We start from the raw sequence: 15,331 nt of genomic DNA on the forward strand, positions 1-15,331 counted from the left end.
AATTCTGCACCTTACATTAATTCAACTAATTTTTTGTGATTTTGTCTAAAAGTAATTTTATCCTTTTAAGTAGACTATATCTTTGAAAGATATATAATGCCTACTAATCATGAAAAACCTACTATTTAAGTCAATATTTTTACTGACTGTTTTAACCTTTAGTTCTTGTAATTCTGATAAGGACAACTACGAAACAGTATCTAATAATATCGAATTAGAGAATCGTATAATTGAACTATATGGTTCTACCAGCCCATTAATTCAACCAATAGAAACTGACTATAGTTCTATTCCAAGTGATATAAATAATCCTATTACTGAAGCTAAAGTAGAGTTAGGAAAACTATTATATCATGAAACTATGATAGCTACAAATCCAAACGAAAATGAAGGCATGTATACTTATTCATGTGCTAGTTGTCACCATGTAGATGCTGGTTTTCAAAGTGGACTAAAACAAGGTATAGGCGACGGAGGATTAGGTTTTGGTACTCATGGCGAAGGACGAATTAAAAACCCTATGTATGCTGCATCTGATCTCGATGTTCAACCCATAAGAACGCCAACAACATTGAATGTAGCTTTTCAAAAAGTAATGTTGTGGAATGGACAGTTTGGAGCTGTCGGTCCAAATCTAGGTACAGAAGCCCAATGGACTGTTGGTACGCCTAAAGAGAATAATAATTTAGGTTTTGAAGGTGTAGAGATTCAGGCAATTGCAGGTTTAGATGTTCATAGATTACAGATTAATCCAGATGATATCATTAACTCGTCATATAAAAATATGTTTGATACTGCTTTTTCAAATATAGATGAGAGTGAGCGTTATACCAAGTTAAATGCAGCTTTGGCTATTGCTGCATACGAGAGAACATTACTGCCAAATCAATCCCCTTTTCAAAGGTGGTTAAGAGGAGATGCTAATGCCATGGAAGAAGAAGAAATTGAAGGAGCAAAGTTGTTTTTTAATAAGGCACAATGTTATACATGTCATTCTGGGCCAGGTTTAAACGGAATGGATTTTCATGCTTTAGGAATGAATGATCTTGAAGGGGCTGATGTGTTTAATGACGTTGATATGGCAACCAGAAAAGGACGTGGAGGATTTACAGGGAATCCAGATGATGATTTTAAATTCAAAACGCCGCAATTATATAATTTAAAAGATGTTCAATTTTTTGGACATGGAGGAAGCTTTGAAACCCTAAAAGAAGTTATTGAATATAAGAATGCTGCAGTAGCAGAAAATAGTCTTGTGCCAGAAAATAAGTTGTCTTCTTATTTTGTAGAGTTAAACTTAACTGAAACAGAAATTGATCAGTTAACATTATTCCTTGAAGCGTCTTTATATGATAATAATCTGAGTCGTTATGTCCCAGAATCAATCCCTTCAGGTAATTGTTTCCCTAATGCTGATTATATGTCATCGTCTGATTTAGGCTGTGAGTAGATTATAAATTAAAAACATTATCGTAGTTTAGTTTTTTTAAGAACTAAATTGAATACTACAACTTATACAAACCAAATTAAAGCCGAAGCAAAACGCCTTGGCTTTTTGTCTTGTGGTATCAGCAAGGCAGAATTCTTAGAAGAAGAAGCACCAAGACTTGAAGCTTGGTTAAATAAGAGCATGCATGGTGAAATGCGTTATATGGAGAACCACTTCGATAAGCGCTTGGATCCTACCTTACTTGTAGAAGACTCAAAAAGTGTGGTATCCTTATTATTAAATTATTATCCATCTGAGCTTCAAAATGAAGATTCATTTAAGTTATCAAAATATGCTTACGGAACAGATTATCATTTCGTAATAAAAGATAAGCTTAAATCACTTTTACAGTTTATTCAAGAAGAAATAGGTGAAGTAAGTGGTAGAGCGTTTGTAGATTCTGCGCCAGTTTTAGATAAAGCCTGGGCAGCGAGATCTGGATTAGGTTGGATTGGTAAACACTCTAACCTATTAACACAGCAGGTAGGTTCGTTTTATTTTATCGCCGAACTTATCATTGATTTAGAGTTAGACTATGATACGCCTGTAACTGATCATTGTGGTACATGTACTGCTTGTATCGATGCTTGCCCAACAGAAGCCATAACCAAACCTTATGTTGTAGATGGAAGTAAATGCATCTCCTATTTTACAATAGAACTTAAAGAAAATATACCATCAGAATTTAAAGGCAAATTTGATGATTGGATGTTTGGCTGTGATGTTTGCCAGGATGTATGTCCATGGAATCGATTTTCAAAATCTCATAACGAACCTCTGTTTAATCCTCACCCAGAACTCTTATCCATGACCAAAAAAGATTGGGAAGAAATAACGGAAGACACATTTAGAAAAGTATTTAAAAAATCAGCTGTAAAACGCACTAAATTTTCTGGTTTAAAACGTAATATTGATTTTTTAAAAGATTGAGAGTTATTTAAAACTAAAACCCATTGAAAACTTAAAAGCAAAGTTATCACCAGATGACTCTAAATTATGATAACCGTAACGGTAAAAACCACCAACACCTAAACCCAAATAACCAATATTCATAAAAGGTAATTTTATAAGGTTTTGCAATTCAAGTCCAGTTTCTATAAACAATTCTTCTTTTGTTGAAAAAGCTACCGTTTGATGATTCTCTGTGTCAGATAAACTTCCAAGTCCCAAATTATTATGTAATAAAACATCGGGTTGAAAGTATCCTTTATTATTTAACAGTCTACCAAAATTATGAACGGTAAATAAATGCGCATATTTGTCTGAAAGAAATTCATAAGGGGATACTGTTTGAAAATAATTACGAACAACAAACGGAATTTGCCTATCAAAGGATCCTTCTCCAGTAAATAATAAACCTAACGGAAGCGAACTATCTATATAACCTAAATCTAACCTATAAGTCGTTTTTCCTAAGCCTTTTGTAATAAAACTATGATCTAAGGTAAACCTAAACTTATTATAATCTAGATCACCATCTAAGGCACCCTTTAAACCTTTAGAATACAGTAAATTTAAGACTGGTGCATCATTTGGCAATCTATTGGTTACGCCAAAGTTATTAACTAATTGCTCTTTAACATGGTAACCTATGCCGATACTAAACTCGGAATTTGTATAGTTTGTAACAGGATTTCCATTATTTAAAAATGTATAATCATAAAGTGGCGTAATATCTGTAGTACTAAAACCTAATGACCAGTTAAGGTTTCTGTAGAGTTTCATGTTAGTTGTTATACTATAAGATTCAATACCATCCATTTGTCTGGCAATCCAATTTCGTTGCGAAAGAAAATAATTAAACCTGTTATCTATTGACGCACCTGTTTCTCTGAGGTCATTTATATATTTTAAACTCACTGAGATTTCTTTTTTACCAGGAACATCTACTAAAAGTTCTCCTCCGTATTTCCAGGTATGGTCTTTAAAGCCATAGCCAGCATATCCGCCAATAGATACGTGTTTAAATATATCATCATTAGTGTAAAGGCCTAAGCCAAGTCGAGTCCCTTCATATTTGTTGAACCGCGCAATTTTAGTAAGGTCTATATCTATGTACTTTAATGGGTATCTACCTTTAAGTAAGCTAGGGACGATGTCAAAAACCTTATCAAGTTTTATTTTTTCTCCTATACTATCTATAAAAATATAGGTGCGTTTCTCCCTGTAATTAAGTGAGTCCCTTCGGTTGAAATCCCAAAATGACTTATCTTTTAATCCAGCATTTTCAGCTAAGGTTACAGATACAAATGGAAATTCCTTTTTTGTTAACGAAACATTGGGAGTAATTTTAGAAAGATAACTTTTACCAATGTATGTCACACTACCAAGACCTTCACCAACATTAATTTCAAAATTCAATTGTTCAGGAAACCAATAAGTGTTATTAACATGCTTATATTTTTGCTGAATTGTGACTTCTAATTTGCCAGAATTGAATGTTGTAGCATCCACACTTTGTACAGCATATTTATTAGAATTAATGCTTAGTAGACCTTTTAGCCCTTCAAAATTGCGATTAGCTTTAGGCTCAAAAGAAATTACAAAAATAGTATCATTACCCTGAAGATATTCCTCCTTTAATCTAAATTTATATTTACGTGTACTACCTTTAGAAATTGGATTTAAATAATTGGTTTCAAAAAGGGTAATATGCTCACTATAAAAAGAAAAGGGTTGAAAATTATTAGCTAGCATTGCAAATTTAGGGTTCTTAAAACCCGAAGATCGTGTCGCAATAATACTGTCTTCGGAAAAATTAGGCTTTAAATATTTGTGTTTTGCTATAGTTTCTGTGATAAAAAAATAGGAGCCTTTCATTATGCTATCTATTTTCTCTCTAATCGTATCTCTTTCCTTTTCATTTTTTTGTTTGCCTAGAGTTATTATAATTTTATCATAAGATTCATAGGTAAATGAATTTAAGTGCTCAGGATTATTTAAGGTTTTGTTAGCGATGGTGTTTTTAATAATACGATGAGCAGGGTTTTCACCGTCAAGCACAACTTCTTCTAATTCACTGACTTTAGGCTTTAGTCTAATAGTTTTTGAAGTGATTTCACTTAACGTTAATATTTTAGTTTCATAGCCAACATAGCTAATTGTAATCGTTTTTACATCAGATGTAACGTAAAAAACACCGTCAATATCTGATGAAGTACCTTTATAATCTGTTGTATTAAAAAGAATATTAGCAAATGGTACGACTTGCTCATTGGTATCGTCTATAAGAATAAATTTTTCAGGATTTTGCGCTATAGTTTTAAAACTTAGAATGAGTAATGTTAGAACAAATAATTTTTTCATTTAATAAGTGATGGCTAGTGTATTGCTAATTAACGGAGATTTTTTAAAACTATTGGATTTTCAGACCAATTATCATTATGTATCTTTGCGCCTTAATCCATTTAGATTATGAGTAAACAAAGTAAGCGTATTGAGGCATTAGTTTATCACGCCAAACCAACACCAGGTAAGATAAAGGTTGTTCCTACTAAAAAATACGCATCTCAACGCGATTTATCTTTAGCATATTCTCCAGGTGTTGCAGAACCCTGTTTAGAAATTGAAAAAGAGGTTAATAATGTTTACAAGTATACAGCTAAAGGTAATCTGGTCGCTGTTATATCTAATGGAACAGCGGTTTTAGGGCTAGGAAATATTGGGCCAGAAGCATCAAAACCAGTTATGGAAGGTAAAGGATTACTCTTTAAAATCTTTGCAGATATAGATGTTTTTGATATTGAAGTAGATACAGAAGATATAGATACTTTTATTGAAACCGTAAAAAACATAGCTCCAACTTTTGGTGGTATTAATCTCGAAGATATTAAGGCACCTGAAGCCTTTGAAATTGAACGTCGATTAAAGGAAGAATTAGATATTCCTGTAATGCACGATGATCAGCATGGTACTGCAATTATCTCAGCTGCAGCTTTATTGAACGCACTTGAAATTGCTGAAAAAGATATTAAAGACGTTAAGATTGTAGTTAGCGGAGCTGGTGCAGCCGCCATATCCTGTACACGTTTATATAAGAGTTGTGGAGCCAAAGCAGAAAATATTGTAATGCTAGATAGCAAAGGAGTAATAAGAAAAGACAGAGATAATTTAACATCTCAGAAAGACGAATTTGCTACAAATAGAAATATAGATACTTTAGATGATGCTATGAAAGGCGCAGATGTTTTCATAGGTCTTTCTATGGCAGATATTGTAACACCAGAGATGCTTAAGTCTATGGCAAAAGACCCTATCGTTTTTGCTATGGCTAATCCAAACCCAGAGATAAGCTATAAGTTGGCCATAGATACGCGCGACGATATTATAATGGCAACAGGTCGCAGTGATCATCCTAATCAAGTAAATAATGTATTAGGTTTTCCTTTTATTTTTAGAGGTGCTCTAGATGTAAGAGCAACAAAAATCAACGAAGCTATGAAGATGGCTGCTGTTAAAGCATTGTCGAGATTAGCAAAAGAACCTGTGCCAGAACAAGTTAATCTGGCATATAATGAAACACGTTTAACTTTTGGTAGAGACTACATTATCCCAAAACCATTTGATCCAAGGTTGATTGCAGAGGTGCCGCCTGCTGTGGCAAAAGCAGCCATAGAAAGTGGTGTAGCAAAAGAACCAATTGAAGATTGGGATCGTTATAAAAATTCACTGCTCGAAAGACTAGGTTCTGACAATAAACTAGTGCGTCAATTATTGGGTAGGGCACGTACAAATCCAAAGCGTGTGGTATTTGCTGAAGCAGATCAGTTAGATGTGCTCAAAGCCGCACAGATAGTTTACGAGGAAGGTGTAGCTGAGCCTATATTATTAGGGAGAAGAGACACCATTATAGACTTAATGGAGGAGTTAGAATTTGATGCAGATGTCCCAATTATAGATCCTAAATCTGATGAAGAATTAGAGCGAAAAAATAAATATGCCAAAGCCTATTGGGAAAAGCGTAAACGACAAGGAGTAACGATTTATTCTGCAGAAAAGAAAATGCGCGAGCGTAATTTTTATGCAGCTATGATGGTAAATGTTGGCGATGCAGATGCTCTGGTTACAGGCTATTCTCGAAGTTACCCATCAGTTGTAAAACCAATGCTAGAATTAATTGGCATGGCTAAAGGTGTATCTCGAGTAGCGACTACAAATGTAATGATGACGCAACGCGGACCTATGTTTTTGAGTGATACCTCTATTAATATTAATCCTTCAGCCAAAGACTTAGCCAGAATTGCTCGTATGACATCTCGTGTAACGAAGATGTTTGGTATGGAACCCGTGACTGCTATGATATCGTATTCTAATTTTGGGTCATCAGAAAATCCAAGAGCCGAAAAAGTAAAAGAAGCCGTTGCGTTTCTACACAAAGCATATCCAGAAATGGTTGTTGATGGGGAATTGCAAACCGATTTTGCATTAAACTCTAAAATGCTTCAAGATATTTTTCCATTTTCAAAATTAGCAGGTCATAAAGTCAATACTCTTGTTTTTCCAAATTTAGATGCTGCAAACATAACGTATAAGTTGCTAAAGGAACTTAATAAGACAGAGTCTATAGGGCCTATTATGATGGGAATGGCAAAGCCAGTGCATATTTTGCAATTAGGTGCAAGTGTAGACGAAATTGTAAATATGACGGCAATTGCAGTAATCGATGCACAAGAGCGCGAAAAAAGACAGCAAAAAGAGTTGCTTTCTTAGTCTGTAACTTACCCTTGTAATGTAAATAATTTTATTACATTTGGGACGTTAACCTATGGCATAGATTTATCGGGCAATTATGGCTAAAGCACAATAAGCCATTTTATGCATATGATAAGTTTCAATTAGTGTTAATCTAAGTAGACAGCTAGATTTTATGATTACGCACTTAGAGGGCAAACTTGTTGAAAAAAATCCTACAGATATTGTAATAGATTGCAATGGTGTAGGGTACTTTATTAATATATCACTTCATACATTTTCTCAAATCCCGGATAGAGAACACCTAAGGTTGTATACCTATTTGCAGGTTAGAGAAGATTCTCATAGTCTTTATGGGTTTTCCTCTAAAACTGAGCGTGAAATTTTTAAGCTATTGATTTCAGTTAGTGGTATTGGTGCCAATACTGCACGTACTATGTTGTCGTCCTTAACCCCAGAACAGATAAAAGAAGGTATTGCAAGCGAAAACGTGGCTCTAATACAAAGCGTTAAGGGAATCGGAGCGAAAACTGCACAACGTGTTATTATAGATTTAAAGGATAAAGTGTTAAAAGTCTATGGTATAGACGAACTTTCTTCAATACCAAACAATACGAATAAAGATGAAGCGTTATCTGCTTTAGACGTTTTAGGATTTAATAAAAAACAATCTGAAAAAATTGTTGATAGAATTTTAAAAACTCAGCCAGATGCGCAAGTAGAGCAAATTATAAAAGAAGCTCTAAAAAATTTATAATAGAATTGAACAAAACTAACTATAACCGTTTAAACTTAATTAATCTTTGCCTTTCATTAGTGCTTATAACTCTAATGAATATGTCAGTTTTTGCACAAGAAACAGAGACTGAACAAGATTCTACAAAGACAACTTTTGCCTTTGGGAAGCTAAACATGCCAAACCCAAACAGTATTGTTTCAAAATATACATACGATCCTATTTTAGACCGCTATGTCTACACGGAAAAGATAGGGAATTTCAATATTAATTACCCTTTAATCTTAACTCCAGCAGAATTTCAAAAATTGGTATTAGAAGAAAAGTTGAAGGAATATTACAAGCGCATGGCAGATGCTGCTGCTGGCCAAAAGGAAGGTTCTGAAGAAGATCAGAAAAACCTACTGCCAGAGTTCTATGTTAATTCTGGTTTGTTTGAGACTATATTTGGTGGTAATACTATAAATGTAATTCCTAGCGGTTATGCAGAAGTAGATCTTGGGATATTATTTTCTAAACAAGATAATCCATCTTTTTCACCCAGAAACCGAACTAACTTTACGTTCGATTTTGATCAGAGAATTGGGATAAGTTTACTAGGAAAAGTTGGTACCAGACTCCAGGTAACAGCAAATTATGACACCGAGGCTACTTTCGATTTTCAACAACTCATAAAATTAGAATACACACCAACAGAAGATGATATTGTTAGAAAAATTGAAGTAGGTAATGTAAACATGCCTTTAAATAGCTCACTTATAACAGGAGCACAAAGTCTTTTTGGTGTTAAAACAGAATTGCAATTTGGTAAGACTAGAGTTACTGCAGTGTTTTCAGAACAACAGTCGCAATCAAGATCTGTGGTTGCACAAGGTGGCGGAACTTTAGAAGAGTTTGAGTTTTTTGCAAGAGATTACGACGAAAACAGGCATTATTTCTTATCACATTATTTTAGAGATACTTACGACGATGCTTTACTACAATACCCTTTTATTGATAATCAAGGACTACAAATAACAAGAGTAGAAGTATGGGTAACCAATAGAAATAATCAAACCGATAATGTTAGAAATGTTGTTGCATTTCAGGATTTAGGAGAATCAGAAGCAGGGAACATAGGTTTAAATCCATTACCAGCAAATTTTGTAAATAATCCAGGGGCATTACCAGATAATGGAAATAATGATTTTGATCCAACTAATATTGGAGGTGCAGGCTCACTACTAACGGAAGCTGTTAGAGATATTACTAATGTAGAATCTGGCGTACTCGTTAACGTAAATGAAGGCTTTGATTACGGAAAATTAGAGGCAGCCAGAAAACTTATTGAAGGTCGTGATTATGTTCTACATACAGAATTAGGATATATTTCCTTAAATCAACGTTTGCTAAATGATGAGGTTTTAGCTGTTGCTTTTCAGTATACCAGAGGAGGAGAAGTGTTTCAGGTTGGTGAGTTTGCCAATGATGGTGTAGATGCTACAGAAGTCACTGATGGCAACAATGGTAACCAAGTGGTAAACAATCAAAGTTTAGTCTTAAAGATGCTAAAGAGTGCTGTTACCGCAGTAGACCAGCCAATTTGGGATTTAATGATGAAAAATATCTACGACACGGGTGCTTTTCAATTAAGCCAGGAAGATTTCAGGTTAAATATTTTTTATACTGAAGCCTCGCCTTTAAACTACATTACACCTGTTGAAGGTACTACATTTCCGATATTCAATAACAATACACCATTTACAGCAGATGATTCCGAAATTAGAGAAACACCATTAATACGACTCTTTCATTTAGACCGACTCAATGTTAACAATGACCCTCAAGAACGTGGTGATGGCTTTTTTGATTATGTGGCAAACCCAATTGTAACTGTTATACCACAAAATGGTAAAATTGTGTTTACTAAAGTAGAACCTTTTGGGCGTTACTTATTTGATGTTTTAGATGATGATGGCAACCCTAATAATAATGATGCCGATTATGAGCTAGATACATATCCCAACGCAAACCAAGAGAAATATGTTTACGATTTACTCTATAAATCTACAAAAACACAAGCCTTAGACGAAGCAGAGAAAAATAAGTTTGAGATTAAAGGGCGTTTTAAAAGTAGTGGAGGTGATGGAGGTATCCCAATAGGTGCCTTTAATGTACCTAGAGGCTCGGTTAGAGTGACTGCTGGTGGGCGATTACTTGTAGAAGGCATTGATTACACAGTAAATTATCAATTAGGACGTGTCGAGATTTTAGACGAAGCCTTAAAAGCGTCTAATACACCAATTAATGTTTCTGTAGAGAATAATGCTGTTTTTGGACAGCAAACAAGACGATTCACAGGAATTAATATAGAACATCAGTTCAACGAAAATTTTGTGCTTGGTGCAACCTTATTAAACCTTAATGAGCGACCAATTACACAAAAAGCCAATTTTAACTCAGAACCAATTAATAATACCATTTTTGGCGTCAATGGAAATTATTCTACCGAAGTACCATTCTTAACCCGGTTAGTAAATAAATTACCAAATGTAGATACTGACGTACCATCTAATGTTTCACTAAGAGGTGAATTTGCATATTTGCTACCAGGTGCACCTAATGGTACGGACTTTAATGGTGAAGCTACAGCATATATTGATGATTTTGAAGGGACCCAAGGGTCTATCGATTTGTTAAGTCCATTGTCTTGGTTTTTATCCAGTAGGCCCCTTACAGTTAATGGTGTTAGTGAAAGTGACCCTAGCAATAATAATGGTATTGAGAATGGTTACGACAGAGCATTTTTAAACTGGTATACTATAGATCCGATTTTTTACAGTAGTCAAAGACCAGGCGGTATAACAGATGACGATGTCTCAGATTTATATACCAGGCGTGTCTTTATTGAAGAAATTTTCCCTGAAGTAGATATTGTACAAGGACAAACCTCAGTTATAAATACTCTAGATTTAGCATATTATCCAACAGAACGTGGACCTTATAATTTTGATCCAGCTGCAGCTAATACTCCATTAGATCCAACACAAAGTTGGGCAGGTATTACAAGACAAATCACATCAACCGATTTTGAGCAAGCTAATGTAGAATATATTGAGTTTTGGGTACAAGACCCATTTTTAGATAACCCTTCAAGTACTGGCGGTAAATTATTTGTTAATCTAGGTAATATTTCTGAAGATGTACTTAAAGATGGTAAAAAACAATACGAAAACGGATTACCAGATGACGGTAATATAGAGTTTTTAAAAGCAGACACTCCATTACAGCCTAATCAGCCGTATGTAGTTCCTCAAAACCAATCCCTAATATACACCTTTGCCACTACTGGAAATGAGCGCGCTAACCAAGATGTTGGACTTGATGGTTATGATGATATCGAAGAAAGCCAGATGCTACAGGATATCTATGGGGTTAATAATTTTGGTGAAGATCCAGCAAAAGATAATTACACGTATTATTTAAATACAGATGGGGATATTTTTGAACGTTATAAATTATATAACGGGCAAGAAGGTAATACACCAGATGTATTTACAGATACCAATAGAGGATCAACAACTCAACCAGATGTTGAAGATATCAACCGAGATAATACTATGAATACCATTGATAGTTATTTTGAGTATGAGGTTGAGATGAATCCTACCAACCTTAATATCAATAACCCTCAGATTAATGATGTAAAGACAAGAACTGTAACATTACCAAACGGAACCCAAAGAGAGGTAAGATGGTATCAGTTTAGGTTGCCTATAAATGAAGAAACAAATAGAATAGGTGGAATTACAGATATTAGGTCGGTACGTTTTGCACGTTTATATTTAGAGGATTTTACCGAAAATACAGTACTGCGTTTTGCGACCTTAGATTTAGTTCGTAGTGATTGGAGACGCTATACACTAGATTTAGATAACGACACAAGTAATAACAGTGCAGATGCAGAATTTAATGTAGCTATAGTTGGTGTACAAGAAAATGATGGAGATTATGTTATTCCGCCAGGAGTAAGACGAGAAGAACTAAATAATAACAATAATATTATAAGGCAAAATGAGCAATCCCTTGTGCTTCAGGCTTGTGATTTAGAACCAACAGATTCTCGAGGCGTATTTAAGAATATTAATGTAGACATGCGCCAATATAAAAAACTGCGTATGTTTTTACATGCTGAAGCTCAAGAAGGGTCTACTTTACAAGAAGGCGAAATAGTAGGCTTTATTAGAATGGGTAATGATTTTACACAAAACTATTATCAGATTGAGATTCCTTTATTGCCAACAGATTTGGTTGAAGGTGGTTCTCTTGCAGAGCAAGTATGGCCCTCGGTAAATGAAATTAATATGCCGCTATCGTTTTTGCAGAAAATTAAAGCTTTAGGAATTGATGATGGAACCTTAGCTAATGTTGATCCAACCTATTATAATGTTATTGATGGTGAATTAAATGAGACACCATTAGTTGATGGAAATGTTCCGTTTGATGACGTTACAACCAATGGTATAAAACAACAGCGAATAGCCATAAAGGGTAATCCTAATTTTGGAGATATTAGAGTGTTAATGGTCGGTGTGAAAAATGCCAATCCAGATGATTCAATGTTAAACGTTTGTGGTGAAGTTTGGTTTAATGAACTTCGTATGTCCGATTTAGAAAATGAAGGCGGTTGGGCTGCTGTAGTAAGTATGGATTCTAATATTGCAGATTTTATGGATATTAGTGTTACAGGAAGACGCAGTACTATAGGTTTTGGTAGCATAGACCAAGGCCCTAATGAGCGAAGCTTAGAAGATGTTAAACAATATGATGTTGTTACTAATATTCAGCTAGGGAAATTATTACCTGAAAAATGGGGAGTTCAGATTCCGTTTAATTATGCTCAGAGTGAAGAATTGATAACACCAAAGTTCGATCAGTTTTATAATGACCTTACGTTAGAATCGCGTTTAGATGCTGCAGACAATAGTGCAGATGAAGATCGCATTCGACGACAATCAGAAGATTATACCAAAAGAAAAAGTATAAACTTTATAGGAGTACGTAAGCAAAGAACAGGTGATAAGAAACCAAGATTCTACGATATAGAAAATTTAACTTTCAACTATTCATATAATAAAGTAGAACATCGCGATTTTGAAATTGAAAGAGCTTTAGATCAGAACGTAAGAGCAGGTGTTAATTATAATTATACTTTTGAACCTTTACGAATAGAGCCTTTTAAAAAGAACGATTCGTTATTTACAGGAAAATACTGGAAAATTCTTAAAGATTTCAATCTTAATTTATTGCCATCAAGTTTTTCTGTAAATACAGATATTAATAGACAGTTTAGTAAGCAAAAGTTTAGGGAAGTAGAATTAGGCGGAGATAATATTGGCATTGAAGAGTTATTCAGAAGAAATTACACCTTCGACTTTCAGTATGCCATTAACTATAACCTAACAGACGCATTAAGCTTAAACTTTACAGCGGCCAATACTAATATTGTAAGGAACTATTTCATAGATGATCGCATTAATGGCAGACAAGATCCTGAGTTAGATGTATGGGATGGTTTCTTTGATTTTGGTGACCCAAACTTACAGACACAACAACTTCAGGTTAATTATGAGTTGCCGCTTTATAAAATACCAGCGTTAAGTTTCTTAAGAACAACGTACGCATACAATGGTACATTTCAATGGCAAAAAGGTTCAGATCTTAATGAAGGATTACAATTAGAAGATCCAGACAATCCAGGAACTTTCAATACGTTTAATTTAGGGCATTCTATTCAGAATTCTAATACTCATAATATTAACTCAACTCTTAATATGGAAACCTTCTATAAGTCTGTAGGTTTAGTAAAAAAAGGTAGGCAAAGGGGGAGAACTAGAAATGCACAACCTAGATCTCGTAGAGCAACACCAGATGCTTCATTAGATAATAAAGATGGTGAAGGACAAGCTAAAGACCCAAACAAGCTAAGCACAGGCAAAAAGGCTTACAATACTATGGTAGATATTATAACCATGGTAAAACGTATTCAATTTGGTTATACGGAAAACAATGGTACGTTTTTACCTGGTTATTTGCCAACACCAGGCTTTATAGGGACGTTACGACCAACTGTAGGCTACACTTTTGGAAGTCAAAGGGATATTAGAGATATTGTAGCTAGAGAAGGGTGGTTAACTACATTCCCAGAATTTAATCAACAATATACTGAAGTCACCAATAAAACATTGGATTATTCGATTAATGTAGAACCGATGCGAGATCTTAAAATAGACTTAATTGGTAACAGAACATACACAGAAAATATTACACAAAATTTTAGAGGTTTAGATAATGACGGAGATGGACTTAGTGATGAATACGAAGATTTAATTACAAACTCATTTGGTAGCTTCAATATATCTACAGCATTAATAAAAACAGCATTTAGTAAGAGTGATGAAAATCAATCTGCAGCTTTCGATGATTTTAGAGCCAATAGACTAATTATAGCAAACCGCTTGGCAAGAGCGTTTTATGGTAATACGGCTTTCGGTACTGATGCAGAAGGTTTCCCGGAAGGTTTTGGAAAAAACAGTCAGCGTGTATTATTACCAGCATTTTTAGCAGCTTATCAAGGATCAGATCCAGAAAAAATAACTACCAGAGCTTTTAGAGACGTTCCAATCCCTAACTGGACACTGAAGTATACTGGACTAATGAAAATTCCTTGGTTTAAAAAAACATTCAGACGTTTTTCTATTCAACATGGATATAGATCGAGATATACCATCAATCAGTTTAGAACTAACCTAGATTTTGAGGAATACGATACTACTTTAGATTACGATGACCCACAGAATGCAGATGCACTTGATCAGGCAGGTAATATTAAAGCAAAAACGCTTTTTAGTAACATTAATTTAGAAGAACAATTCAGCCCTTTAATTCGCCTGGAGTTTGAAATGAAAAATTCGATTAAAGTACTAGCTGAGGTGAGTACAGATAGATTATTATCTCTAAGTTTCGATAATAATTTAATGACAGAGATACAAGGTAAAGAATATACCTTAGGTTTAGGCTATCGCATTAAGGATTTAAGAATTCGTTCTGCTCTGGCTGGTCCAAAACAAATTATTAAAAGTGACTTAAATATGCGTGCTGATGTCTCTGTAAGGGATAACAAAACTATAATAAGATATTTAGATTTAGAAAATAATCAAGTAACTGCAGGTCAGACAATTTGGGGAGTAAAGTATACAGCAGATTATGCATTTAGTAAAAATCTCACAGCTATTTTCTACTTTGACTATACATTTTCTGATTTTGCAATTTCTACCTCTTTCCCACAAACATCTATAAGATCTGGATTCACATTGCGTTATAATTTCGGAAATTAATTTTTGGCGTTAATTTTGAAAAGAAGCGATTAAAAAATT

General features: G+C 34.3%; 6 protein-coding genes. 5 read left to right on the forward strand and 1 reads right to left on the reverse strand.

The features are described 5' to 3' along the window. The first annotated feature begins 109 nt into the window (after positions 1-109). Positions 110-1,450 carry a cytochrome c peroxidase gene (locus Q0912_RS13045; protein ID WP_299115773.1) on the forward strand — a complete coding sequence of 447 codons (1,341 nt, stop codon included), beginning with the start codon at positions 110-112 and terminating at the stop codon, positions 1,448-1,450. Between the two features lie 48 nt (positions 1,451-1,498). Next, positions 1,499-2,419, forward strand: a complete 921-nt coding sequence (gene queG / locus Q0912_RS13050) for a tRNA epoxyqueuosine(34) reductase QueG (RefSeq protein ID WP_299115775.1) — start codon at positions 1,499-1,501, stop codon at positions 2,417-2,419. Positions 2,420-2,422: 3 nt separating this feature from the next. On the opposite strand, the gene Q0912_RS13055 is transcribed toward queG, so the two are convergent. After that, positions 2,423-4,795: a DUF5686 family protein gene (locus Q0912_RS13055; protein ID WP_299115777.1), complete on the reverse strand. Its 2,373-nt coding sequence runs from the start codon at positions 4,793-4,795 to the stop codon at positions 2,423-2,425. 108 nt (positions 4,796-4,903) lie between these two features. Between Q0912_RS13055 and Q0912_RS13060 the strand changes: the two genes are divergently transcribed. The 3 genes from Q0912_RS13060 to sprA all read left to right on the forward strand — a co-directional run bounded on the left by Q0912_RS13060 (position 4,904) and on the right by sprA (position 15,292). Next, positions 4,904-7,198 (forward strand): NADP-dependent malic enzyme, encoded by a 2,295-nt coding sequence (locus Q0912_RS13060; protein WP_299115780.1) that lies wholly within the window; start codon positions 4,904-4,906, stop codon positions 7,196-7,198. A 157-nt stretch (positions 7,199-7,355) separates the two neighbouring features. Further along, positions 7,356-7,937 (forward strand): Holliday junction branch migration protein RuvA, encoded by a 582-nt coding sequence (gene ruvA / locus Q0912_RS13065; protein WP_299115782.1) that lies wholly within the window; start codon positions 7,356-7,358, stop codon positions 7,935-7,937. Positions 7,938-8,017: 80 nt separating this feature from the next. Further along, on the forward strand, positions 8,018-15,292 hold the full coding sequence (gene sprA / locus Q0912_RS13070) for a cell surface protein SprA (RefSeq protein WP_299115784.1): 7,275 nt from the start codon (positions 8,018-8,020) through the stop codon (positions 15,290-15,292). Positions 15,293-15,331: the final 39 nt, after the last annotated feature.

The organism is uncultured Winogradskyella sp., assembly GCF_947498345.1.
In the GTDB taxonomy this organism is placed as follows: Bacteria; Bacteroidota; Bacteroidia; order Flavobacteriales; family Flavobacteriaceae; genus Winogradskyella.

Excerpts from the sequence above, each read along its gene's own strand:
- sprA (WP_299115784.1), top strand. The coding sequence starts at position 8,018 with ATGTCAGTTTTTGCACAAGAAACAGAGACTGAACAAGATTCTACAAAG.
- Q0912_RS13060 (WP_299115780.1), top strand. The coding sequence starts at position 4,904 with ATGAGTAAACAAAGTAAGCGTATTGAGGCATTAGTTTATCACGCCAAA.
- Q0912_RS13055 (WP_299115777.1), bottom strand. The coding sequence starts at position 4,795 with ATGAAAAAATTATTTGTTCTAACATTACTCATTCTAAGTTTTAAAACT.
- ruvA (WP_299115782.1), top strand. The coding sequence starts at position 7,356 with ATGATTACGCACTTAGAGGGCAAACTTGTTGAAAAAAATCCTACAGAT.
- Q0912_RS13045 (WP_299115773.1), top strand. The coding sequence starts at position 110 with ATGAAAAACCTACTATTTAAGTCAATATTTTTACTGACTGTTTTAACC.